The sequence below is a fragment of the Sporosalibacterium faouarense genome (assembly GCF_016765695.1).
GTDB classification, from domain to species: Bacteria; Bacillota; Clostridia; order Tissierellales; family VENL01; genus Sporosalibacterium; species Sporosalibacterium faouarense.
This window is the reverse complement of record NZ_JAETGO010000037.1, coordinates 1-25667: the sequence shown is the minus strand read 5'-3', so window position 1 is coordinate 25667 and position 25667 is coordinate 1. Positions and strand designations below refer to the sequence as shown.

The window sequence follows — 25667 nt, the reverse complement described above, 5'->3', positions numbered from 1 at the left end:
GGAAAATATGAGCATTTTTAACGGTAAGAGATTAGATAAAAAAACATTTAAAATGGATGAAGATATAAAGGGAAAACTTAGAAATGGGTGGTATTCAGATGTTTATTTTAATAATGTAACTTGGATTTTGTCTAGATTGTCAAAAGAGAGTTATATTTTCGGAAATAATGAAAGCGACCTAGATGGTGTTATTGATGTAAGAGATGTAGAAATAGGAGATATAGAAATTGAAATGCAGATATTTACCAGTAGACCTGGAAAAAGTGTAATAGCTGGTGTAGATGAAGCCATAGAGATTTTAAGAGAATGTACTGGTTACTATGATGATGAAAACAATTTTATTAATACATTTAATAATTTAGAGGTTGAGGCAGTACAGGATGGTTCTATTACTATATTTGAGGGAGATAAAATGAATGTACAGCCAGTAATAAAAATTAGAGGAAGGTATAGAGATTTTGCTCATCTTGAAACTCCATATCTTGGAGTATTGGGAGAACCAACAAGGATAGCTACAAATGTATATAATATTATAAAGGCAGCCAATGGAAAGCCAGTACTTTTCTTTCCAGCTAGATTTGCCCATTATAAGCTACAGGGTATACATGGATATGCTTATTGGCTAGCTATTCAAAGATATAAAAAAGATTTTGGTGCTGAAGCCAATCCCTTTGTTTCAACTGCTGAACAAGGAGATTGGTGGGGAGGTAAAGGTGCAGGAACAATTCCCCATTCATCCATAGCTTCTTTTTTAGGAAATACTGCCGAAACCATGATGCAGTTCTCTCGTATCATGCCAGTTGATGTACCAAGGATTGTATTAAATGATTTTCATAATGATACTGTTGCAGATACATTAAAAACTATGGATAGTATGTGGAATAAATATTGGGAATTACATAAAGAAGGTAAAATAGAAGAAGCTAGAAAATATAAGTTATACGGAGTGAGACCCGATACTAGCGGAAGCATGAGAGATGTTTCTATTGAGCCTTTAGGAGATAGAAAGCTAGATAATGGAGTTACACCAAGACTTGTCCATATACTTAGAGAAGCTATGAATGAAAGATGGAAGGTTTGGTTAGAAAAAGTAGAATCAAATGATTACGATGAAATGAAGAGAGTGGCAAAAAAATGGTGTCAGGATATCAAGATATCTGTTACAGGGGGTTTTAATGTAGAAAGGATAAAAAGATTTGAAGCAATCAATGCTCCCGTAGATATATATGGTGTAGGATCCTCTTGTTTAGAGAATTCAAGTAAAACTGGAGCAAATAATGACTTTACTGCTGATATAGTAAGAGTTAAAATTAAAGGGAAATGGTATGATTTAGCTAAGGTTGGAAGAAAGGCATGTAATAATTCCATGCTAGAGAAAGTTCAGTGAACTTGTTCTGCTAAAACAGAGCATCGGGTCCTCAGATGGAGATCTAATAATTTATATTAATTAAAGAAAGACCTAAAAGGAATTATAATTATTATAATTCCTTTTAGGTCTTTTATTATGTTTTGTTTTTATTATATTACCTTTCTTAATAATCAAAAAGCATATATTTAATACATTAGTAAACAATATATATAAATCATACTAAATCAAGGGAGTGTCTGAATTGAAAATAAATCAAGAACGTATAGATCCGCCAGATCAAAATCCTGGTAAAGAGCCTATAAAAAAGCCTAGTAAAAAGAAAGCAAGCATTACTAATAATAAATTAGAAAATTTAAAAGCAGTTGGGATGCCTAGTATTCCTACCCCACCAGAGGATATACAGTTTATATCTATAATTGGTCAAGTAGAAGGTCATACAGTTTCACCTCCTCAGAAAAAAGCTACAAAATATGAACATATAATTCCATTAATAGTAGCTGCTGAACAAAACCCCAAAATTAATGGTATTTTTGTGATGTTAAATACTGTTGGTGGAGATGTTGAAGCAGGACTAGCATTAGCAGAAATGATAAATAGTGTTAGTAAACCTACGGTATCACTAGTTCTAGGAGGAGGACATAGTATTGGTGTACCTTTAGCAACATCAAGTGACTATTCATACATAGTTCCTACAGCTACAATGACGATTCATCCTATTAGGATGACTGGATTGGTAATTGGAGTTCCACAAACCTTTAGATATTTCCAAAAAATGCAGGAAAGAATTGTTGATTTTATACTTAGAACTTCTCAAATTGATAGAGATACTTTTATGAAGCTTATGTATGATACTGATGAAATTGCTAATGATGTAGGTACAATTTTAGTAGGAGATGAGGCTGTAAAGTACGGGTTAATTAATCAAGTTGGCGGATTCAATACAGCCCTCAATAAATTAAAGGATATGATAAAAGAAAATCTTCAAGAAAAATAGAATACTTCATATAAAAGTAATGTATATTTATATAGGATATGTTATAATTACATCAGTAAAGTGTTAATGGATACCATTAACACTTTAATTTTATTTAGGGGGCGAATAAAAATTGACACTATTACAAGCAGTAATATTGGGAATATTTCAAGGAATAGCTGAATTCTTACCCATTAGTAGCTCAGGTCACTTAGTTTTGTTAGAGAATATTTTTAAAATTAACGAAGGAGAAATATTTTTTACCGTAATGTTACACTTCGGTACATTAATATCTATATTGATTGTTTATTTTAAAGATATATGTAAAATAGTAGTTTCTTTTTTCCAAATAATTGGGAAACTTTTTAGTAGAGAAAAAGTAAGGTTAGATAATGAATCCAAGGTATTGACTGTAATGCTAATTGTTGGAACCATAGCAACAGGATTGATTTACATAGTATTTGGTGATTTCTTTGAGAGTTTATATAGCTCCTTAGTAGCAGTAGGTATTGCTCTTATAGTTACAGGATTCTTATTAATGATTTCAGAGAGAACAAATAGTGGACGTAAAACTGCTAAAAACATGACAATTGTTGATGCAATAATTGTAGGTTTATTTCAAGGGTTTGCTATAATACCAGGGGTATCAAGGGCTGGGTCGACAATTGTAGGTGGACTTTTTAGAGGCTTTGATAAAACCCTAGCAACTAAGTTTTCATTTCTTATGGCAATTCCTGCAATAGGAGGAGCTTCATTAATTGAACTATTAAAGGTTTTATTTGGAGACCAATCTGTAGGATTTTCATTACCGCTGTTGGTTGGAGTGATTCTTTCAACAGTTACAGGAGTTTTCGCTATAAGAATATTAATTAGGGTGCTGGAAAGAGGAAAGCTTTATTACTTCTCATATTATGTTTGGGCAATAGGAGGAATAATAATCCTCACTCAATTCTTATAATAGTACGAATTTGTCATGGGTATATCAAATCGTTAAATATTTGATATACTCATTCTAGTTTTTATAGCTTTTCATCTTGCCTACAAATGCTCTTATTTAAAAGGATTTTTCAAATAAATGTAGAATAACTGTTTTAGAGGTGATTACAATGGTTAAAATAAAAAACAATAGGAAAAAGAGCTCTAAAAAGTCAAATAAAGGCAAACAACCAAAGAAGAATGAAATAAATAAAGAAATAATAGGAATTGTTATCATTTCTATTGGAATATTATCTTTAGTTAGTATGTATAGTAACTCTACAGGTTCAGTCGGTAAGCTGATTAGATTGTTTTTTACTCAAGCAGCCGGAGTAGGAAGCAATGTAATACCTTTTTTAGTTATTGTAATAGGAATATTATTTATATTTAATAGACTTAATTTACATGAAGGAAAAAGATCCTTGGCATTATTGACGATATTTGTTTCCTTTTTAATAATATTAGATGTTTATTATTTTCAAAGCAATTTTGATAGATATTATGATGTTCTAACTAAAACAGGAACACCATTAAACGAAATGGGATTCATTAAAAGGGTAGCTCAGTCAGGGGTTATTGGAGAAGAGTACCACCTTGGTGGAGGTATAATAGGAGCAATGTTCTCTTACTTTATATTTAGTATGTTTGGTAAGATTGGATCTTATATAGTAGTGACATCTTTAATTTTAGTTTCTTTTTTAGTTTTAACGGATTTAAGTTTTGTAGATGTAACTTCATTTATTGCTAAAAACGTAGCTACTTTTTTCAAAAAACTACTGCAGCTTATAAAAGAATCTTTAGTTATTGAAAAGAAAACTGCAAAAAAAGCTGATAGTAAATCTAAAGATGAAGATTTAGAGAAACTAATTAAGATAGATGAGAATAATATTGAGGAAAGCAAGAAATCTGATAACAAAGAAGGAAGTAATAATAGCAGTAATACAAGTGAAATGGATAAAAAAATAAGAATTCTCGATTATACCAAGGAAACGAAGTCAGAGGATAAAGTTGAAGATAAGGTAGAGGAAACTAAAAAGCTTCTTAGAAAAGAAGAAAAAAAGAATGAAGAATCTACTGATAAGTTACCTTTAGCTACCGAAGAAAGCTATGAAGACTACAGATTTCCATCTTTAGATTTCCTAAATGATATTAAGAGTCTAAATAAACCAGGTAATAAAAAGGAAATTTTAATAAAGGCCAGAAAGCTAGAGTCTACTTTAGATAACTTCGGGATTAATGCTAAGATAACTCAAATAAGTAGAGGCCCAACTATAACAAGATTTGAGGTTCAACCGGCACCTGGAGTGAAGGTAAGTAAAATTGTAAATTTATCTGACGATATTGCATTGGGATTGGCAGCTTCAGATATTAGGATAGAAGCACCTATACCTGGTAAATCTGCAATAGGTATAGAGGTTCCAAATAAATCAAAGGCAAATGTATTACTTAAAGATGTATTGCAATCAGAAGAATATGTCAATATGAAGAGCAAGGTTCCCTTTGCCTTAGGGAAAGATATTACTGGAAAACCTATAATAGGAAATATTGAAAAAATGCCTCACCTTTTAATTGCCGGTGCTACAGGCTCAGGGAAAAGTGTTTGTATAAATACACTAATTTCAAGTATTTTATATAAAGCTAGACCCGATGAGGTAAAACTACTAATGATTGACCCTAAGGTGGTTGAGTTAGGAGTATATAATAATATTCCTCATTTATTAATTCCAGTCGTTACTGACCCTAAGAAGGCAGCTGGAGCTTTAAATTGGGCTGTTCAAGAGATGACAAATAGATATAAGATATTTGCAAGTAATGGTGTTCGTGATATATATAGTTACAATAAGAAGGCAGAAAATAATGAAGAGCTAGAAAAGTTAACTCAGATAGTTATAATTATTGACGAATTAGCTGATTTAATGATGGTTTCACCTTCAGAAGTAGAGGACTATATTTGTAGATTAGCTCAAATGGCTAGAGCAGCCGGTATTCATCTAATCATTGCAACACAAAGGCCATCTGTAGATGTAATTACAGGTACTATTAAGGCCAATATACCATCAAGAATATCATTTGCTGTTTCTTCACAAACAGATTCTAGAACTATTCTAGGTATGGGTGGTGCTGAAAAACTATTAGGTAAAGGAGATATGCTTTATCACCCAGTAGGCGCCTCTAAGCCCGTTAGAATTCAAGGAGCTTTCATAGATGAAGAAGAAGTAGAAAAAATAGTTAGTTTTTTAAAAAATCAAAATGAGACTAGCTATAAAGAAGAGATAATAGATGATATTGAGAAGGAAGCAGATTTAAGCTCAGATGATAGCGACGAATTACTACCTGATGCAATCGAATTAGTTGTAAAGGATCAGCAGGCATCTATATCTATGCTTCAGCGAAGGCTAAGAATAGGATATAATAGAGCGGCTAGATTAGTGGACGAAATGGAAGCAAGGGGAATAGTAGGAGGTCACGAAGGTAGTAAGCCTAGAAAGGTTCTTGTAAGTGAAGAAGATTTAGATATGGAATAATATGAGGGATCAAAAAAACATATAGAGATAACGAGATTTTTAAATTTGCATAAGAAAAATAAAGTTGAGTAATAGACTTTAAATACGTAGAAGCAGGTGGTACTAATGATAAAAAGTATAGATATTGAAGAGGCCCTTGATAAGGAGAATATAGTTTATATTGATGTTAGGAGTCCTAAGGAGTATCAAGTAGATACTATTCCCAATGCGATTAATATCCCTATACTAAATGATAAGGAAAGAGAAAGGGTAGGATATTTATATAAGCAAGTGAATTCTCAAAAAGCTAAAGAAGCAGGGCTTGAGTATGCATCTAAAAAGCTTACTCATTTTTACACAGAGATAAAGAAAATAATTGATGAAAATAAAGATGTAGCTTTATTCTGTTATAGAGGTGGAATGAGAAGTAATTCAATAGCTAATGTGCTAAGCACTATGGGACTGGATGTGTATTTAATTACTGGAGGATATAAGAGCTATAGAGCTTATGTTATGGATAATTTGGTAACCTATGAAGATAAGTTTAACTATGTAGTTCTACATGGGTATACTGGAGTAGGAAAGACAAAGATATTAAAGCTATTAGAAGAGAAGGATATATCGGTGTTGGATATAGAGGGATTAGCTAGAAACACAGGTTCAGTCTTTGGAAGCTTGGCCTTTAAAGGAGACTCTAGCACTCAGAAAAGATTTGAATCCCATCTTGTTAAAAGCTTTCAAAATATGAAATCAAATTTAGTATTTACAGAAAGTGAAAGTAAAAGAGTAGGTAAGGTTATTCTTCCTGACTTTTTATATAATAATATGCAGAATTGTCATCATATTTTAATTAAAACTAATATGAAAAAGAGAATAGAAAATATTATTGAAGACTACATTAACAGCGATGTACCAGATTTAAATGATAGAATAATTAAAGCTTTAGAAAATCTAAGAAAAAGGTTAAGTAATAATAAAGTTGATACTCTTATTAATCAGATTAATGATAAAGATTATTCGCCTGTAATAGAGACCCTTATGGTGGATTATTATGATCCTCTTTATGACTACTCTATTAATAAGGTAGAAGAATATGATATGATTATTGAATATGAAAATGAAGAAAATGCTGTAGACCAAATAATAGAATTTGCCAATAAACATGTTCATTAATAGAAAGGAGAAGAAGCATGACATATAACATAGCAATGGTTTCCCTTGGATGCTCAAAGAATCTAATTGACTCAGAGATGATGACAGGGAATCTACAACAGAAAGGATTTAAATTCATAAATGACCCGGAAGATGCTGATATAATTATTATTAATACCTGTGGTTTTATAGATGCAGCTAAGGAGGAGTCTATTGATGCCATAGTTGAAGCTGAAAATTATAAAACCGAGGGAAGATGCAAAGTTCTAATAGTATCAGGTTGTATGGCTGAAAGATATAAAGAAGAGCTTATGGAGCAGCTACCAGAGGTGGATGCCGTCGTTGGCACAGGAAATATAAATGAAATATATGAAATTATAAACGAAACTTTAAAAGGTAAAAAAGTTAATAGGACAGGAAAGATTGATAATGATTATTACGAAGATTTGCCTAGGGTTATTTCAACACCACAACACAGTGCTTATATAAAAATTGCAGAAGGCTGTGACAGCTTCTGTACCTATTGTATAATACCGAAATTAAGGGGTAGCTATAGAAGTAGAAAAATGGACTCTGTTTTAAAAGAGGCAAAGACTTTAGCTGAAAATGGTACAAAGGAATTAATCCTAATTGCTCAAGATACAGGTAGATATGGGTTTGATTTATATGGTGAATATAAGCTACCTGAATTATTAGATGAGTTAAATAAAATAGATGGAATCAAATGGATTAGACTATTATATGTTTATCCAGATGCTTTTACTGATAGTTTAGTTCAAAGTATTAAAAATAATGAAAAAGTAGTAAACTATGTGGACATGCCAATCCAGCATATAAATAATAATGTGCTAAAAAGAATGAATAGAAAGACATCTAAGGAGATGATAACTGATTTAATAACAAACCTTAGAGAAGAGATTCCAGACATGACTATTAGAACAACGGTTATAGTCGGATTCCCTGGAGAAACCGAAGAAGAGTTTATGGAGCTTTATGAATACATTGGTGAAGCTAAATTTGATAGATTAGGTGCGTTTACCTACTCCAAAGAGGAAGGTACACCAGCTGCTAAGATGGAAGGTCATTTAGGCGAAGAAATAAAAGAACAAAGACAAAATAAAATAATGGAACTTCAACAAGAAATATCTATTGAAAAAAATAGACATAGAATCAACAATACTTACACTGTTTTAATTGAAGAAAAAGTGGAAGATGGAGTCTTTATAGGTAGAACATATATGGATAGCCCGGAAATAGATTGTATTGTATATGTTCATAGTGACAAAAAATTAGAAATAGGTAGCTTTGTTGCTGTGAATATAACCGACTCATTAGAATATGATTTGATAGGAGAGATTGCTAATGAATCTAGCAAATAAGTTAACAATTTTTAGAATCATTTTGGTTCCAGTTTTTATGATTTTTTTATTAACTAATATAAAATATGGACAATATATTGCATCTGGGACATTTATAATTGCTGCTATAACAGACCAGTTAGATGGTCATATTGCTAGAAGTAGAAACATGGTAACTAAATTCGGTAAGTTTATGGACCCTTTGGCTGATAAACTATTAGTTTCTGCTGCACTTATTTCCCTTACTGGAATGGGTGTAATATCTGCATGGATAACAGTTATAATAATATCAAGGGAACTAGCAGTTACTGGACTAAGAGTTCTGGCCGCCTCAGAAGGGATTGTTCTTGCTGCCAGTTGGTGGGGTAAGATAAAGACTATAACGCAAATGATTGGTATCATTCTAGTATTACTAAACAACTTCCCATTTTCATTTGCTAATATTCCTATGGATATGATTTTAATTTGGTTATCAGCAGCATTTACTATAATTTCTGGAGTAGATTATTTCTATAAAAACAAGAATGTTTTTGTATTGAATACCAATTAAAACAACAAGTAAAGGATGAGAATATGAAGGCTGAAATAATTAATGTAGGAGAGGAACTATTATCAGGTGATACCCTTAACACTAATTCGCAATATATTTCAAGAAAGCTTTATGAGTCTGGAGTTAGAGTTAATTATCATACTACAATTGGAGATAACTTAAAAGATGTTATTGACTCAACTATAAAGGGCGTAGAGAGGTCTGACTTGTTAATTTTCACTGGAGGACTTGGGCCTACAGGAGATGATTTAACTAAGGAAGGCGTATGTGAAGCATTGGGATTGAAGTTAGAGGTAAGAGAAGAAATTCTTGATAAGATTAAGGATAGATTTAAAAACTATGGCGTAAAAATGACAGAAAATAATATAAAGCAGGCTATGCTACCAAAGGATGGAATTGAGCTTGTCAATGACTTTGGAACTGCACCTGGACTTGCAATAAATATAAAGGATAAGAACATTGTTTTATTACCGGGGCCACCAAATGAGTTAAATCCTATGTTAGATCAATACTTAAATACAGTGTTTAAAAAAGAGTCTAAAGATAAAATATTAGCTAAAACTATCATGACAGCTGGTATAGGAGAGTCAACTTTAGAGACAAATATTAAAGATATAATAAAGGAAGAGAAGGATTTAACCATTGCTACTTATGCTGGTAATGGTCAGGTTAAGCTTAGAATCAGCACGGTAAAAGAAAGTTTTAAAGAAGCTGAAAAATCAATAGATAATGCTATTGAGAGAATACAGGAAAGAATAGGTGAATTTATTTACTCTCTTGACGGAGAAACCTTGGAAGAAGTTGTTTTTAAGCTTTTACTAAGGGAGGAAAAGAAAATAGCTTTTTGTGAATCATGTACAGGAGGACTGTTATCTAGTAGATTAACTAGATTATCAGGAGTGTCTTCGATATTTGATCGTGGAATAGTTACATATAGTAATGAGGCGAAGGTAGAAGAGGTTAAAGTAAGTTCAGATACTTTGAAAAAATACGGTGCTGTTAGTAAATACACTGCCCTTGAAATGGCTAAAGGGCTTTTAAAAAGAGAGAATATAGATATAGGAGTATCTATAACTGGAATAGCTGGTCCAACGGGAGGAAGTGATGAAAAGCCTGTAGGACTTGTGTTTATAGGTTTAGCCACTGAGAACTATTCAAATGTATGGAAATTTAATTTTGCTGGAGATAGAAGGACAGTTCAAAATCGAACTGCTAATATGGCATTTTACAAAGTAATAAAATTTTTAACACAGGAAAAATAATATTTGACCATAAATATAAAGTATTATATAATGATTGTAGAACAAATGTTCGAAGCATTGAAAGGTAGGTGAAAACCAGAGAAATCTGGGTAATTTATGATGGAAAAGAAAAAAGCTCTAGAAATGGCTATAAGTCAGATTGAAAAACAATTTGGTAAAGGTTCAATAATGAAGCTTGGTGAAAATGCTAAGTTAAATATCGAATCAATACCTACAGGATCATTAGAATTAGACATAGCGTTAGGAATAGGCGGAGTTCCAAGAGGAAGAATAGTAGAGATTTATGGACCTGAATCATCTGGTAAGACTACTGTTGCATTACACATTATTGCAGAGGCTCAAAGAGCAGGTGGAGCTGCAGCATTTATAGATGCTGAGCATGCTTTAGATCCTGGATATGCAAAAAAATTAGGTGTAGATGTAGAGAATCTTATAGTTTCTCAACCAGATACTGGTGAGCAGGCCTTAGAAATAGCAGAAGCTTTAGTAAGAAGTGGTGCGGTAGATGTACTAGTAATTGACTCAGTTGCAGCCTTAGTTCCTAAGGCAGAGATAGAAGGAGAAATGGGAGATAGTCACGTAGGTCTACAAGCTAGACTTATGTCTCAAGCATTAAGAAAGCTAGCTGGTGCTATTAAAAAATCGAATACTACTGCTATATTTATTAATCAGTTAAGAGAAAAAGTTGGTATAATGTTCGGTAATCCTGAAACTACACCAGGTGGTAGAGCATTAAAGTTCTATGCATCAGTAAGATTAGATGTTAGAAGAATAGAAACTCTTAAAAATAGTGATGAAATGATAGGTAATAGAACAAGAGTTAAGGTTGTTAAGAATAAGGTCGCTCCTCCATTTAAGAAAGCTGAGTTTGATATTATGTACGGTCAGGGTATTTCAAAGGAAGGTAATATCTTAGATGTAGGAGTTTCTGCAGACATTGTAAATAAAGCTGGTTCATGGTACAGCTATGGAGACACTAGATTAGGTCAAGGTAGAGAAAATGCTAAAGATTTCCTTAGAGATAATCCTGAGGTTGCTCAAGAGATAGAGACTAAAATTAGAGCTCAATATGGGTTAGGTGAAGAAAATCAAGAAGAAGAAGCTAAAAATGAAAAGGAAAAAAAAGACGATAAAAAGAAAAAGTAAACTAAACCCCAGTTTTGGGGTTTTTTTATTGCCCTATTTGACGTTATTAATCAATACCATGGTGTGTTTGGAACCGTTGTAAAAAGTAAAATAGCTTGACATATTTGTTAAAAAGTAATAAAATTAAAGACGAATATTAGTAAATATTCATCATACAGTATTAATAAAAGTTCCACAATATAATAAAGGTAGGACCTCAAACCGAGACTCCTCGGTTTATCTTTTATGTGAACTGACGTGTGATATTGTAATTTTGATTTGAGATGAAATAACTGAATCGAAACTTGAAAACTAAATAGAGAAGGAGGTGCTTTGTCATTATTGAGATGGTAGTAGTAGGAATAGTAGGAATAATAGTAGGACTACCGGTAGGCTTTTATATAAGGAAAATAATAGCTGAAGGTAAGATTAATAGCGCTGAAGAAATAGCTTCAAGAACTGTTGAGGATGCTGAGAAGCAAGCTGAAACTAATAAAAAAGAAATCCTTCTCGAAGCCAAAGAAGAAGTTCATAGAATGAGAAATGATCTTGAAAAGGAAAATAGAGAGAGAAGATATGAACTTCAAAAGCTAGAGAGAAGGCTTGTTCATAAAGAGGAAACTCTTGATAGAAAGAGTGAATCATTAGAGAAAAAGGATGAACGTCTAAATAAGAAGCTAAAAGATCTTGAGGGTAAAGAAGGGGAAATTGAAGAACTTTATAAGAAACAAGTAGAAGAACTTGAAAGACTATCTGGACTAACTTCTGATGAAGCTAGAGAATTACTTCTAGGTAACATCAGAAAAGACATAACTCACGAAGCAGCTATTATGATAAAAGAGATTGAGAACAAGGCTAAAGAAGAGGCTGAGAAGAGAGCAAAGAAAATTGTTTCTTATGCTATTCAAAAATGTGCAGCTGATCATGTAGCTGAAACAACTGTTACAGTGGTTAACCTACCAAATGATGAAATGAAGGGGCGAATCATTGGTAGAGAAGGAAGGAATATCAGGACATTAGAGACGTTGACAGGAATTGATCTAATTATTGACGATACACCTGAAGCTGTAATACTCTCTGGTTTTGATCCGATTAGAAGAGAAATAGCTAGAATAGCTTTAGAGAAGTTGATTGTAGATGGTAGAATACATCCTGCTAGAATTGAAGAGATGGTTGAGAAAGCTAAGAAGGAAGTGGACAGCCATATTAGGGAGCAGGGAGAAGAAGCAGCTTTTGATACAGGAGTTCACGGACTTCATACTGAAATAATCAAGCTATTAGGTAGATTAAAATATAGAACTAGCTATGGTCAAAATGTACTTAAGCATTCTATAGAGGTAGCTCAGTTAGCTGGTATTATGGCAGCAGAAATTGGAGCAAACGTAAAAATTGCTAAGAGAGCTGGGTTATTACATGACTTAGGAAAAGCAGTTGACCATGAGGTAGAAGGACCACACGTTGCTATTGGTGTTGACATTGCAAGAAAGTATAAAGAGTCTAAAGAAGTACTTCATGCTATGGAAGCTCATCATGGAGATGTGGAACCGCAAACGATAGAAGCTGTATTAGTACAAGCAGCTGATGCAATATCAGCAGCAAGACCAGGTGCTAGAAGAGAGACTTTGGAATCATATATTAAGAGACTTGAAAAACTTGAAGATATTGCTAACGATTTTGAAGGAGTCGAAAAATCATTTGCAATTCAAGCTGGTAGAGAGATAAGAATAATGGTTAAGCCAGATTCTATAGATGACATTGAGCTAATTCATCTAGCTAGAGATATTGTGAAGAAGATTGAGCATGAATTAGAGTATCCAGGTCAAATTAAAGTAAATGTTATAAGGGAAACAAGAGCAATCGAATATGCTAAATAATATATAAAATAAAGAGAAGATTTCTTCTCTTTATTTTTTTATTAATAAAAATATGCAGAAAATTCAATATTTTTGAAAAAAATAAGATTTTTTAATAAAAAAAGAGGATTTTAATAAATTTTGTAGAAATTAACTTATGTACTAATATTAAGAAAATATTATAAGGGGGCTATAACAGTGGATGTATTAAAGGTATCAGCAAAATCAAGTCCAAATAAAGTTGCAGGGGCATTGGCAAATGCACTAAGGGAACAAAATAATGCGGAGATTCAAGCTATAGGTGCGGGTGCTCTTAACCAAGCAGTAAAGGCAGTAGCTATTGCAAGAGGATTCGTTGCTCCTAGTGGCCTTGACCTAATTTGTATTCCGGCTTTCACTGACATCGAAATAGATGGCGAGGAAAGAACTGCAATTAAATTAATAGTAGAACCTAGATAAGGCGAAAAACCTGCTACTTACTAGCAGGTTTTTTATCTTTTAGAATAAAATAGAATAGAATAATAATATTTTCAATATTGGAGGTAATGTAAATGAGTAATTTTATTGTAGATGCCCACTGCGATACTTTGTTGGGATTGGAGAAATCTCATATCACTAGAACTAAAGAAGAAAAGGATTTTTATAAAAATGATTCCACAGCAATAACTTTAGAAAAAATGAAGAAGGCTAAAGTAGATCTTCAATTTATGGCTATATGGCTTTATCCAATTTATAACCCTGAATTATCCTTAAAAAAATGTCTTAATTATATTGACTTATTATATAGAAAGCTTGAAGAAAACTCAGATCATATATCTATTATCCACAATTATGAAGAATTGGTTAGGAATAAAGAAGATGGTAAGATGTCAGCCCTTTTAGCATTAGAGGGTGGTGAACCAATTGGCAATGATTTGGCTGTATTGAGGGTGCTCTATAAACTTGGTTTAAGGTGCATGACTTTAACTTGGAATGGTAGAAATAGTATAGCCGATGGAGTTGGTGAAAATATCAGTGGTGGAGGATTAACTCATTTTGGTCGTGAAGTTGTAAAAGAAATGAATAGATTGGGTATAATAGTTGATGTATCTCATCTCTCTGAAAAGAGTTTTTGGGATGTTATGGATATAACTGATAAGCCCCTAATAGCCTCTCATTCATGTGCTTATAATATTTGTCAAAATGATAGAAATTTAAAAGATAATCAGATAAAGGCTGTATCAAAACTAAATGGAGTTATAGGTGTGAACTATTTCACTAAATTTCTTGAAAATGAGCCTGAAAAAGCAAATGTAAATTCAATAGTAAACCATATTGAGTATATAGCCAATTTAGGTGGAATTGACTGTGTAGGCTTAGGCTCAGATTATGACGGAGCTAAAGTACCTGAAGATGTATCTGACATATCTCAGATTTATAAAATAAGTGATGAAATGAGAAAAAGAGGCTTTAAGGAAGAGGATATAAATAAAGTTATGGGAAATAATTTTGCTAGGGTAATTAAAGATATTCTTAGGTGATTAAATTATAGGGATATAATCTTGCAAAAATATATTTAATTTGTAGATATATAATTCTAACAGATAAATAAGTAGCAATATAAGTGGAATTGCATATACTTTAAAGTAGAAAATATGAAGATTTCATGGTAATATAAGGAGGACAAATATGAAGAAAGTAGATTTGCATGTTCATACAACAGCATCAGATGGAATATTTACTCCTTCAGAGGTTGTAGATTGGGCAGTAAAGAAAGATTTGAAGGCAATAGCTGTAACGGATCATGATACGACCCTTGGAATTGAAGAAGCAATTGAAAAGGCGAAGCAATATGAAGATTTTCTAGTAGTACCGGGAATCGAATTGAGCTCTGACTATAGTGGAGAAGAGATTCATATACTGGGATATTTTATAGATATTAATAATGCTGCATTACAAGAAGAAACTCGTAAATTAAAGGAGTCTCGCCAAGAAAGAGGACATAAAATGGTGGAAAAACTTATTGAAATAGGCATTGATATTTCACTAGATGAGGTAAAGAAAATAACAGACAAAGGATTTATTGGCAGGCCCCATGTTGCAAGAGTGTTAGTTGAAAAAGGATATGTTGATAATATACAAGAAGCTTTTGATAAATATTTAGGAAGAGGTAAGAGGGCATATGCTAATAGATATAAATTGAATGTATATAATTCTATAGATTTAATCCATCAAGCTGGGGGAGTGGCAGTTATGGCCCATCCAGGAATTATTAAAACTCAAAGAATAGTCAGAGAAATAAAAGGTCTTGGTTTAGATGGAGTAGAGGCAGTACATTCAAAACATAGTAAAGATGAAGTAAAGATCTTATGCCAATTAGCAGAAAAATATAATTTAATTAGTACTGGTGGATCTGATTGTCATGGTGTTTTAATAGACGGCAATCCTCTACTAGGGGAGTATTATGTAGACTTTAAAGTAGTTGAAGACTTAAGGGATAAAGCAGAAAAAATAAAGCAAGGGTGATTTTGTGAGTAAATATAAGAATGAAAGAAATAGACAGTTTCCTTCAAAAATTAGTACAACTTCTTTTGTGAAGCTTTATATACTACACTTATTGAAGGATAAAAGTTATTATGGAAATGAAATAATTGAAGAGATAAAGGAAAGACTAGAATATAAATGGGAGCCTAGTCCTGGAATGATTTATCCATTGCTTAGGGAAATGGAAGAGAATGGATATGTAAAGGGAAGATGGCAAGAGCCAGATAAGAGATCTATTAGATACTATAAACTAACAGATGAAGGATATGACCATTATAAAAAGGTTCAGCTATTATATAAACCAATATTTGAAGACTCCTTGACTATTGTCAAAAATACTTTGAATGATATATATAATAGTAAAATTTAAGTTTTCTTAACATTTAGGAAAAATGTCATTTTATCGGATTTTCTTGTAGAAGATTACTAGTGATTATAGTATAATGGATACGTAAAAAATACATACAACCAATATAAAGTGGAGGGATAAAATGAATTTTAATCTTTCAGAGAAAGCTAAGAGTATCACACCATCAGTTACATTGGAAATAACAGCTAAAGCTAATGAGATGAAAAGTAGAGGAATAGACGTAATTGGTTTTGGCGCTGGAGAGCCAGATTTTAATACACCAAAAAATATCCAAGAGGCTGGTATTAAAGCTATTGAGAAAGGTAATACAAGATACACTGCTACACCAGGAATAATTGAACTGAAAAAAGCAGCTTGTGATAAATTCAAGAGGGATAATGGTCTTGAGTATAAGCCAAATAATATTTTAGTATCCAGTGGAGCTAAGCATTCCCTATATAATGCTTTTAGTGCAATACTAAACCCTGGAGATGAAGTAATAATACCTAATCCATTCTGGGTAAGTTATCCTGAGCTAGTAAAGCTAGCTGATGGAGTTCCAGTGGATGTTGAAGCTAAGGAAGAAAATGATTTTAAATATAAAATGGAAGATTTAGAAAAAGCCCTGACAGATAAAACTAAAGCGATTATACTGAATAGCCCTAGCAATCCAACGGGAACAGTTTATAGTAAAGAAGAATTAGAAGCTATTGCTGATTGGGCAGTTAAAAATAATATTTTTGTAGTATCTGATGAAATCTATGAAAAATTAATTTATGATAATGAGAAGCATATAAGTATAGCTTCTTTGAATAATAAAATTAAGGATCTTACTATAGTAATTAATGGCATGTCAAAAGCTTATGCAATGACTGGTTGGAGAATTGGTATTGCAGCAGCCCATGAAAATATAATTAAAATTATGACTAATCTACAAAGCCATACAACATCTAATGCATCATCTATATCTCAGTATGCAAGTGTTGAGGGTCTTTCAGGAGACCAAAGTGTAATAGAAGAGATGAAAAAGCATTTTGTTGAGAGAAGAAACTTTATGGTAGATAGAATAAACTCTATAGAAGGCTTATCTTGCAAAAAACCTAAAGGAGCTTTCTATGTAATGGCTAACATTTCTAAATTAAAGGGAAAAGAAATTAATGGCCAAACTATTGAAAATTCAGTGGATTTAGCAAATGTTTTATTAGAAAAGGCTAATGTGGCAGTGGTTCCTGGTTTAGCTTTTGGTTCTGATGATTATATAAGACTTTCATATGCTACTTCCATGGATAATATAAAAGAAGGATTAAATAGAATTGATCAATTCTTGAATGTATAGAAGTCAGAAATATTGAAATCATAAGATATGAGGTTTTAACCTCATATCTTTTTATTGGAATCCAAAAAAGAGAGGAGAATATATTATGAAACCTATTTATGAAAATCCTTTGATATCTAGGTATGCTAGTAAGGAAATGGCAAACACCTTTTCACCTGATTCAAAGTTTGGGACATGGAGGGAGTTATGGATAGCTCTGGCAGAGTCACAAAAAGAATTAGGTCTAGATATTACTCAAGAACAGATTGACGAGTTAAAATCAAATAAAGATAATATCAACTATGATGTTGCAGCTGAAAAGGAAAAGGAATTTAGACATGATGTTATGGCTCATATTCACGCTTATGGAGAGCAATGTCCAAAGGCAAGACCTATAATCCATTTAGGTGCCACTAGTGCTTTCGTAGGAGACAATACTGATATCATTCTTATTAGAAGAGGACTTGAAGTAATAAAAAGAAAGCTAGTCAATTTAATGGATAGAATTGCAAGTTTTGCAGTTGAATACAAATCATTGCCGACTTTAGGGTTTACTCATTTCCAGCCCGCTCAGCTTACAACAGTTGGAAAAAGAGCTGCTCTTTGGCTACATGATATATATATAGATTATCAAAATCTAGAGCATGTTATTAAATCATTAAAGCTAAGGGGTGTAAAGGGTACTACTGGTACACAGGCAAGCTTCTTAAAGCTATTTGACAATGATCACGATAGAGTAAATGAGCTTGATAAACTAGTAGCTAAAAAACTAGGGTTTGATAGTACTTATCCAGTAACAGGACAAACATACTCAAGAAAAGTTGATTTTGATGTTCTATATGCATTAAGTGGCATAGGACAGTCACTACATAAGATAACTAATGATATAAGATTATTACAGCACCTAAAGGAGATAGAAGAGCCATTTGAGAAAAATCAAATTGGATCATCAGCGATGGCATATAAGAGAAATCCTATGAGAAGTGAAAGAATAGCAGCATTATCTAGATTTATAATTGCCGATATGATGAATCCAGCAATGACAGCTTCTACACAATGGTTTGAGAGAACTTTAGATGATTCAGCAAATAAAAGACTTTCAATACCTCAGGGATTCCTAGCTTGTGATGCTATTCTTGAAATTGGAATTAATATTTTCAGTGGATTAGTTGTATATGAAAATGTAATTAATAAGCACATAGATGAAGAGTTACCATTTATGGCTACTGAGAATATTCTTATGGAAGCTGTTAAAAAGGGTGGAGATAGACAAGAGCTTCATGAGGAAATAAGAAAGTTATCAATGGAAGCAAGCAGGGAAGTTAAGGAGAAAGGAAATAAAAACGATTTATTATACAGAATAGCTAAAAGTGACAAATTTAATTTAACTGAAGAAGAAATACTTGGAATAGTTGACCCTAAGAACTTTATTGGCAGGTCCCCTGAACAGGTAGAGGACTTAGTGAATGATCACATTAAGCCAATACTTGAAGATAACAAAGATCTATTAGGAATTGATATAAAATTAAAAGTTTAAAATAAGTTAGAGTGAGGACTAAGATCTTCACTCTTTTTCTTATTTATACAATAGTAATATTTTATAGACAGGCTGAATATAGAAATAGAAGAAGGATTTCATACAAAAATAAGAAGGATTTTAGCATTTTATGTAGAAGATTTAATATTGAATATTGTGAAAATTAACAAGATTCGCAATGTTAGTCTTTGTGGTAGTTAACTTCAACAATAAAGGGGTGAAGGAATGAGGATTGATAAGCATCCAATCTTAGAATTTCAACGGGGGAAAAAGATAAAATTTATCTTTGACGGAAAAGAAATTGAGGCTTTCCAAGGTGAAACCATAGCAGCAGCTTTACATGCTGCAGGTGTTAAGGTTCTAGGCAAGAGTATATTTAAGCATAGACCTAGAGGATTTTATTGTGCTATCGGAAACTGTTCTTCCTGTTTTATGGTTGTAAATGGGGAACCAAACGTAAGAACCTGTGTAACTATGGTGGAGGATGGAATGGTTGTAGAAAACCAAAATGGAAAGGGTGAAATCCTATGAAGTATACAGATTTAGCGATTATAGGTGGTGGCCCTGCAGGTTTATGCTCTGCTATAAGTGCAGCATCCAGTGGTGCTAAGGTATTGCTTATAGATAGGAATGAAAAGCTTGGGGGGCAATTAATTAAACAGACTCATATGTTCTTTGGGTCAGAAAAGCAATATGCTTCAAAAAGGGGGTTTAATATCTCTGAAATATTGTTAGATAAATTGAACGATTATAAAGAGAATGTTGAGATTTTAAATAACACTACTGTTTTAGGATTATATGAAGATGGTGTTATAACTGCTACTAAAGATGAAAAATATGTAAAAATCAAACCAAAAGCTACCATTATAGCGACTGGTGCCAGCGAAAAGGTACTAGCATTTCCAAATAACGATTTGCCTGGAATATATGGAGCGGGAGCTGTTCAAACTTTAATGAATGTTTATGGTATTAGACCAGGTAAGAAGGTATTAATGATCGGTGCGGGAAATATTGGTCTAATCGTTAGTTATCAATTAATGCAAGCAGGTGTTGAGGTAGTTGGAATTATTGATGCTGCACCTAAAATAGGGGGATACTTGGTACATGCATCAAAAGTGCGAAGAATGGGGGTTCCAATCCTTACTAGATACACTGTAAAGGAAGCTATAGGGAATGATACATTAGAAAAGGTCGTGATATCCAAGCTTGATGAAAACTGGAATCCAATAGAAGGTACAGAAGAAGTAATAGAAACAGATGTAATGTGCATATCTGTTGGATTATCACCATTAGCAGAGCTATTACAACAAGCTGGATGTAAAATGATGTATGTTCCAGAATTAGGTGGAATAGCACCATTAAGAAATGAAAATTATGAAACCACAGTAGACAGTATTTTCGTAGCAGGAGATGTAGCAGGTGTAGAGGAAGCCAGTAGTGCCATGGTTGAAGGCTATTTAACGGGACTTTGCGCGGCTGAAAAAATAGGCTTTAAACATGAGAATTATTTAGAACTAAAGAAAGATTATAGGAATCAACTAGAAGCTCTACGCTCAGGACCAGTTGGAACTAAGATTAGGAGCGGTATTAATAAGGTTATGGGGGTGTAGGATATGTTAAAAAAGACAGGAATTCCTACAATGGAAGATATAAAATCAGTATTTCCAAATGAAGATAGAATAAATGAAGGTCCAGCAGCAGTAATAGAGTGCTATCAGAGAATACCTTGCAATCCATGTTCTACTTCATGCTTAAGAGATGCAATACAAGAGTTTAATGATATTAACGATACTCCAAGTATTAATGATAAAAACTGTAACGGGTGTGGAATGTGTATTAGTGCTTGTCCTGGTTTGGCAATAATCGTAATTGATGGAAGTTATTCCGATGAAGAAGTACTGTTTAAAATTCCATATGAGTTTTTACCTCTTCCTAACAAGGGGGATATTGTTAAGGGACTAAATAGAGCAGGAGAATACATTACAGATGTGAAAGTTATAAAAGTTCAAAATCCAAAATCATTTGATAAGACTCCTATAGTTCATCTTGCGGTAAATAGAGATTTTCTTTATCAGTTTAGAAATATTAAAGTGGAGGAGGTCTAAAATGGATAATAATACTATTATTTGTAGATGTTCGGATTTATCATTGCAGGATATTAGAGATTTAATAAATGATGGGTATACCTCCCTTGAAGAAATAAAAAGGATTTCAAGAGCTGGCATGGGACCCTGTCAAGGAAGGACTTGTTCTCAGCTAATACTAAGGGAGATTTCAAGGATTACAGGTAAGGATATCCATGATTTGCAACCTTGTACTAACAGACCTCCCACTATGGGTATAAAACTTAAGACTATAGCTGATGGGAGGGAGTCTAATGATTAAATCTGCAGAAGTAGTAATTATAGGCGGGGGAATAACCGGATGTTCAATCGCTTATAATTTAGCTAAAAAAGGTGTTAAAGATGTAGTAGTTATCGAAAAAGACTATTTAGCAAGTGGTGCTACTGGAAGATGTGGTGCGGGGGTAAGGCAACAATGGGGAACAGAGATGAACTGTAAGCTTGCTATGGAAAGTATAAAATTTTATGAAACGGCCAATGAAGTTCTAGAATATGAGGGGGATATTGAGTTTAAACAAGGGGGATACCTAATAGTAGCCTCTACGGAAAAAGAACACCAGCAGTTTAAAAAGAATGTAAAACTACAAAAAAGCTTAGGTATTGAAGTTAATCAAATAACTCCAGAGGAAGCAACTAAGATAGTTCCTTATCTAAATACAGAGAACATTATAAGTGCTACTTTCTGTCCAAAGGATGGTCATTTGAATCCTTTTACAACTACAGATGCATATGCAAAGGCAGCTAAGCGATTAGGAGTAAAGTTTTATACCAATACTGAAGTAACTGGAATAAAAACTGACAATACTAAAATAACAGGCGTAATTACTAATAAAGGTGAAATAGCCACCTCAAAAGTAGTCAATGCTGCTGGTGGTTTCTCTAAGGAAATTGGAGATATGGTAGGAATTGATTTACCAGTTTATTCGGAACGACATCAGATATTAGTTACTGAACCAGTTGAACCAACTCAAGGACCAATGGTTATGTCATTCTCTTTAAATATATATTGTCAACAAACTCCTGTTGGTGCATTTATAATGGGTAGAGGAGATGCAAATGAGCCTAGAGACCTAAGAAGAACTTCAAGCTGGCAATTCCTTGATGAGATGTCTAAGACTGTTACTGAACTACTTCCTGCTTTAGGAGGCTTAAGAGTTATAAGACAGTGGGCAGGACTGTATAATATCACTCCAGATAAGCAACCGATACTAGGATCTGTTAAGGAGCTAGATGGCTTTTATCTTGCAATAGGATTTAGTGGTCATGGATTCATGTTAGCACCAATGACAGGGTTACTATTGGCAGAGCAGATATTAGGTGAAAAAACATCAATTGATATAAGTATGTTAGATAAGGATAGATTTGAAAGAGGAGAATTAGTCCTTGAACCTTCTGTAGTATAATTATAATAAAAATATTCTAAATATTTTCATTTATTTGAAAACTATTATATAATGATTAATAGTCATACAAATTAAGGGGGCGTAATAATGTCAAATGCATATTTTAAAGTAAGAGAACCTGAAAATGAACCAATCCTTTCTTATGCACCTGGTAGTAGTGAGAAGGCTGAGTTAAAAGCAAAGCTTAAAGAGTTAAAAGAAAAGGAAATGGAGATCCCTCTCATAATAGGAGGAAAAGAAATCTTTACAGGTAATACTTCTGAATGTATAATTCCTCATGATAAGAAACATGTTTTAGCTAAATATCATATGGCTGGAAAAGAAGAAGTTGAAATGGCTATAGAGGCTTCATTAGAAGCTAAAGAAAAGTGGGAGAAAATGCCTTGGCAACATAGGGTTTCTGTATTCTTAAAGGCTGCTGAATTATTAGCTGGACCTTGGAGAAGCACATTAAATGCTGCAACAATGTTAAGCCAAAGTAAAACAGCATTTCAAGCAGAGATAGATGCGGCTTGTGAGCTTATAGATTTCTTTAGATTTAATGCCTATTACTTAACAGAGCTTTATGGACAACAGCCAGCATCAACAGCTAATGATTGGAATAGAGTGGAATATAGACCTCTTGAAGGCTTTGTATTTGCTGTTACACCATTCAATTTCACTTCAATTGCTGGTAATTTACCTACAGCTCCTGCAATGGCTGGAAATGTAGCAGTTTGGAAACCGGCTTCAACTTCAGTGTATTCAGGATACTTTGTAATGAAGCTATTACAAGAGGCAGGTCTTCCTGATGGAGTTATTAACTTTATACCAGGTCGAGGAAGCGAAGTTGGAAATATTGTAATGGATAATGAAAATCTCGCAGGGATACATTTTACTGGCTCAACAGCAGTATTTAAATCCATGTGGAAAACAGTAGGAGATAATATTCACAAATATAAGTATTACCCTAGAATAGTTGGAGAAACTGGTGGTAAGGACTTTGTATTTGCCCATGAATCATCAGACGTTGATGCTCTAGCAATTGCATTATTAAGAGGGGCGTTTGAATTTCAAGGGCAAAAATGTTCAGCTGCATCTAGGGCATATATACCTGAGAGTATTTGGTTAGAGCTTCAATCTAAATTAGTTGAAGAGGTTTCAACTATTAAAATGGGCGATGCTGAAGACTTCACTAACTTTATGGGTGCAGTTATAGATCAAAGCTCCTTTGAAAAGATAAAATCATATATTGATTTTGCCCATGAATCAGAGGATTCTGAGATAATAAGTGGTGGAAAATACGATGATAGTAAGGGCTATTTTATAGAGCCAACCATAATAGTTGCAAAGGAACCAAGATTTAAGTCTATGGAGGAAGAAATATTTGGACCAGTTTTAACGATATATGTTTATAATGATGATGAATTAGATAAGGCATTAGACCTATGTAATACTACATCACCTTATGGACTTACAGGAGCTATATTTGCTCAGGATAGAAATGCTATTGTTTATATGCAGGAAAAGCTTACACATACTGCTGGAAACTTCTATATAAATGATAAGCCAACTGGAGCAGTTGTAGGACAGCAACCATTTGGTGGGGGAAGAGCTTCTGGTACTAATGATAAGGCTGGAAGTAGTCTTAATCTCTTAAGATGGATGAATCCTAGAACTATTAAGGAGAACTTTAATCCTCCTAAAGGGTATAGATATCCATTTATGGAAGAAAAATAATATTACAAAAAGTTTAAAAAAGAATAAATTTCCATTGACAAAATTAAAAAAATGTAATAGAATTATGATAATTTAAACATAATATATGTATAGTTATAAAAACTGTGATGAGAAGAGTAGATATAGAGATAAGTTATAGCGAACTAGTGATGGTGGAAGACTAGTACAAAGACTATATTGAAGAACATCTCTGAGTTGCTAACCGAAATTACTTAAGAGTAGGCTTAGACGGAGCCAAACCGTTATAATTGGACAGTATCGATGTATAATATTTGTATATCCGTACTGATATGAGTGAGCATTATGCTAACTTGGGTGGTACCGCGAAAATAGCCTTTCGTCCCTTGCTTTTGGGATGAAGGGCTTTTTTATATTTAAAATTAAGGGAGGAGATTCATGTGAAAAATCTAGTAATACCAAAAGGCTATAAGCCTCAATTAAGTGTTTATGAAACAGAAGTAACGATTAAAAAATTAAAGGACTATTTCGAGAATAATCTCGCAGAGGTACTGGAGTTGACAAGAATCTCTGCACCTCTATTTGTTATTCCAGAAACAGGTACAAATGATAACTTAAATGGAAGTGAAAAGCCCATTTCATTTGAAGTTAAAGGAATTGGCGATAAGAGGGCTGAGATAGTTCACTCACTTGCTAAGTGGAAACGTATGGCTCTACACAGATATGATTTTAAGCCAGGAGAAGGTATCTACACAGATATGAATGCTATACGTAAGGATGAAGAGTTAGATAATCTTCACTCTATCTATGTAGACCAATGGGATTGGGAAAAAATCATATTAAAAGAACAGAGGACAGAAAAGACGTTAAAGGAGATAGTAAGAAAAATATATGGAGTATTCAAAGATGTTGAAGAATTTATGTTTGACATACTATCAGGGTACGAAAAAATACTTCCTGAAGAGATTAGTTTTATTACTACACAAGAGCTGGAAGACAGGTACCCAGAGCTTACTCCTAGTGAAAGAGAAGATAAGATAGCAAAGGAAAAAGGCGCTGTATTTATCATGCAAATTGGAGGGAAGCTTAAATCTGGACAGAAGCATGATGGCAGATCACCAGATTATGATGACTGGACTCTAAATGGAGATATAATATTCTGGTATCCAGTACTAGAAAGAGCATTTGAACTATCTTCAATGGGAATTAGGGTGGACGAAGAGGCTTTAGAAAAGCAGTTAGAAATAGCAGGATGTGAGGAAAGAAAGGAATTAGAATTCCATAGAATGCTATTGGAAGGAAAATTACCTTATACTGTTGGTGGTGGAATTGGCCAATCAAGAATTTGTATGTATTTTCTAAGAAAGGCACATGTAGGAGAGGTTCAAGCCTCAGTGTGGTCACAAGAAATGCATGAAGAATGTGCAAAGGGGAATATTAATCTGTTGTAACAGATAAGTTGAGTTAAGGTTAATAAAGGACCTAGAAGATTAAAAAGGATGTCATATTAAAGGCAAATTAATAACAAATAAAAAGTGAACTCGTTCTGCTAAAGTAGAACATCGGGGCTTCAGATGGAGACTCTACTCCACCTGAAGAGAAGTCTTCTCTCCCACTTA

The 25667-nt window shown here is 33.2% G+C and carries 23 protein-coding genes and 1 other annotated feature; all 23 genes read left to right on the top strand.

All coding sequences use genetic code 11. The features are described from left to right. Window positions 1-7 precede the first annotated feature (7 nt). Window positions 8-1387 (top strand): nicotinate phosphoribosyltransferase, encoded by a 1380-nt coding sequence (locus JMO20_RS06515; RefSeq protein WP_202708731.1) that lies wholly within the window; start codon window positions 8-10, stop codon window positions 1385-1387. Window positions 1388-1610: 223 nt separating this feature from the next. Then, window positions 1611-2363, top strand: a complete 753-nt coding sequence (locus JMO20_RS06510) for a ClpP family protease (protein WP_243414660.1) — start codon at window positions 1611-1613, stop codon at window positions 2361-2363. 112 nt (window positions 2364-2475) lie between these two features. After that, on the top strand, window positions 2476-3300 hold the full coding sequence (locus tag JMO20_RS06505) for an undecaprenyl-diphosphate phosphatase (RefSeq protein ID WP_202708730.1): 825 nt from the start codon (window positions 2476-2478) through the stop codon (window positions 3298-3300). 148 nt (window positions 3301-3448) lie between these two features. Continuing rightward, complete coding sequence (locus JMO20_RS06500) at window positions 3449-5842, top strand: DNA translocase FtsK (RefSeq protein WP_202708729.1); 2394 nt, start codon at window positions 3449-3451, stop codon at window positions 5840-5842. 105 nt (window positions 5843-5947) lie between these two features. Beyond that, window positions 5948-6994: a tRNA 2-selenouridine(34) synthase MnmH gene (mnmH, locus tag JMO20_RS06495; protein WP_202708728.1), complete on the top strand. Its 1047-nt coding sequence runs from the start codon at window positions 5948-5950 to the stop codon at window positions 6992-6994. 17 nt (window positions 6995-7011) lie between these two features. Next, window positions 7012-8352 (top strand): 30S ribosomal protein S12 methylthiotransferase RimO, encoded by a 1341-nt coding sequence (gene rimO / locus JMO20_RS06490; RefSeq protein WP_202708727.1) that lies wholly within the window; start codon window positions 7012-7014, stop codon window positions 8350-8352. Beyond that, window positions 8336-8881, top strand: a complete 546-nt coding sequence (pgsA, locus tag JMO20_RS06485) for a CDP-diacylglycerol--glycerol-3-phosphate 3-phosphatidyltransferase (protein ID WP_202708726.1) — start codon at window positions 8336-8338, stop codon at window positions 8879-8881. The genes rimO and pgsA overlap by 17 nt, the downstream gene beginning before the upstream one ends. 23 nt (window positions 8882-8904) lie before the next feature. Further along, window positions 8905-10143 carry a competence/damage-inducible protein A gene (locus JMO20_RS06480; RefSeq protein WP_202708725.1) on the top strand — a complete coding sequence of 413 codons (1239 nt, stop codon included), beginning with the start codon at window positions 8905-8907 and terminating at the stop codon, window positions 10141-10143. Window positions 10144-10242: 99 nt separating this feature from the next. After that, window positions 10243-11289: a recombinase RecA gene (recA, locus tag JMO20_RS06475; protein WP_279380071.1), complete on the top strand. Its 1047-nt coding sequence runs from the start codon at window positions 10243-10245 to the stop codon at window positions 11287-11289. Between the two features lie 326 nt (window positions 11290-11615). Beyond that, window positions 11616-13142, top strand: coding sequence for a ribonuclease Y (rny, locus tag JMO20_RS06470; protein ID WP_202708723.1), 1527 nt, complete (start codon window positions 11616-11618; stop codon window positions 13140-13142). 177 nt (window positions 13143-13319) lie between these two features. After that, window positions 13320-13580, top strand: coding sequence for a stage V sporulation protein S (locus JMO20_RS06465; RefSeq protein WP_202708722.1), 261 nt, complete (start codon window positions 13320-13322; stop codon window positions 13578-13580). A gap of 92 nt (window positions 13581-13672) precedes the next feature. Next, on the top strand, window positions 13673-14641 hold the full coding sequence (locus JMO20_RS06460; RefSeq protein WP_202708721.1) for a dipeptidase: 969 nt from the start codon (window positions 13673-13675) through the stop codon (window positions 14639-14641). 148 nt (window positions 14642-14789) lie between these two features. Next, window positions 14790-15626 carry a PHP domain-containing protein gene (locus tag JMO20_RS06455; protein WP_202708720.1) on the top strand — a complete coding sequence of 279 codons (837 nt, stop codon included), beginning with the start codon at window positions 14790-14792 and terminating at the stop codon, window positions 15624-15626. 4 nt (window positions 15627-15630) lie between these two features. Next, on the top strand, window positions 15631-16014 hold the full coding sequence (locus tag JMO20_RS06450; protein WP_202708719.1) for a helix-turn-helix transcriptional regulator: 384 nt from the start codon (window positions 15631-15633) through the stop codon (window positions 16012-16014). 121 nt (window positions 16015-16135) lie between these two features. Then, window positions 16136-17329 carry a pyridoxal phosphate-dependent aminotransferase gene (locus JMO20_RS06445; RefSeq protein ID WP_202708718.1) on the top strand — a complete coding sequence of 398 codons (1194 nt, stop codon included), beginning with the start codon at window positions 16136-16138 and terminating at the stop codon, window positions 17327-17329. Between the two features lie 85 nt (window positions 17330-17414). Next, complete coding sequence (purB, locus tag JMO20_RS06440) at window positions 17415-18845, top strand: adenylosuccinate lyase (protein WP_202708717.1); 1431 nt, start codon at window positions 17415-17417, stop codon at window positions 18843-18845. A 225-nt stretch (window positions 18846-19070) separates the two neighbouring features. Then, a complete protein-coding gene (locus tag JMO20_RS06435; RefSeq protein WP_202708716.1) occupies window positions 19071-19376 on the top strand; it encodes a (2Fe-2S)-binding protein in 306 nt (101 codons plus the stop codon). After that, window positions 19373-20455, top strand: coding sequence for an NAD(P)/FAD-dependent oxidoreductase (locus tag JMO20_RS06430; protein ID WP_202708715.1), 1083 nt, complete (start codon window positions 19373-19375; stop codon window positions 20453-20455). Before JMO20_RS06435 ends, JMO20_RS06430 begins: the two co-directional genes overlap by 4 nt. Window positions 20456-20458: 3 nt before the next feature. Continuing rightward, window positions 20459-20950 (top strand): 4Fe-4S dicluster domain-containing protein, encoded by a 492-nt coding sequence (locus JMO20_RS06425; protein ID WP_202708714.1) that lies wholly within the window; start codon window positions 20459-20461, stop codon window positions 20948-20950. Between the two features lies 1 nt (window position 20951). Beyond that, on the top strand, window positions 20952-21230 hold the full coding sequence (locus JMO20_RS06420; protein WP_202708713.1) for a (2Fe-2S)-binding protein: 279 nt from the start codon (window positions 20952-20954) through the stop codon (window positions 21228-21230). Further along, complete coding sequence (locus JMO20_RS06415; RefSeq protein ID WP_202708712.1) at window positions 21223-22371, top strand: NAD(P)/FAD-dependent oxidoreductase; 1149 nt, start codon at window positions 21223-21225, stop codon at window positions 22369-22371. Before JMO20_RS06420 ends, JMO20_RS06415 begins: the two co-directional genes overlap by 8 nt. A gap of 87 nt (window positions 22372-22458) precedes the next feature. Continuing rightward, window positions 22459-24090 carry an L-glutamate gamma-semialdehyde dehydrogenase gene (gene pruA, locus JMO20_RS06410; RefSeq protein WP_202708711.1) on the top strand — a complete coding sequence of 544 codons (1632 nt, stop codon included), beginning with the start codon at window positions 22459-22461 and terminating at the stop codon, window positions 24088-24090. A 95-nt stretch (window positions 24091-24185) separates the two neighbouring features. Next, window positions 24186-24438: a binding site (T-box leader), on the top strand. A gap of 50 nt (window positions 24439-24488) precedes the next feature. Further along, window positions 24489-25499 (top strand): aspartate--ammonia ligase, encoded by a 1011-nt coding sequence (gene asnA / locus JMO20_RS06405; protein WP_202708710.1) that lies wholly within the window; start codon window positions 24489-24491, stop codon window positions 25497-25499. The last annotated feature ends 168 nt before the right edge of the window (window positions 25500-25667 follow it).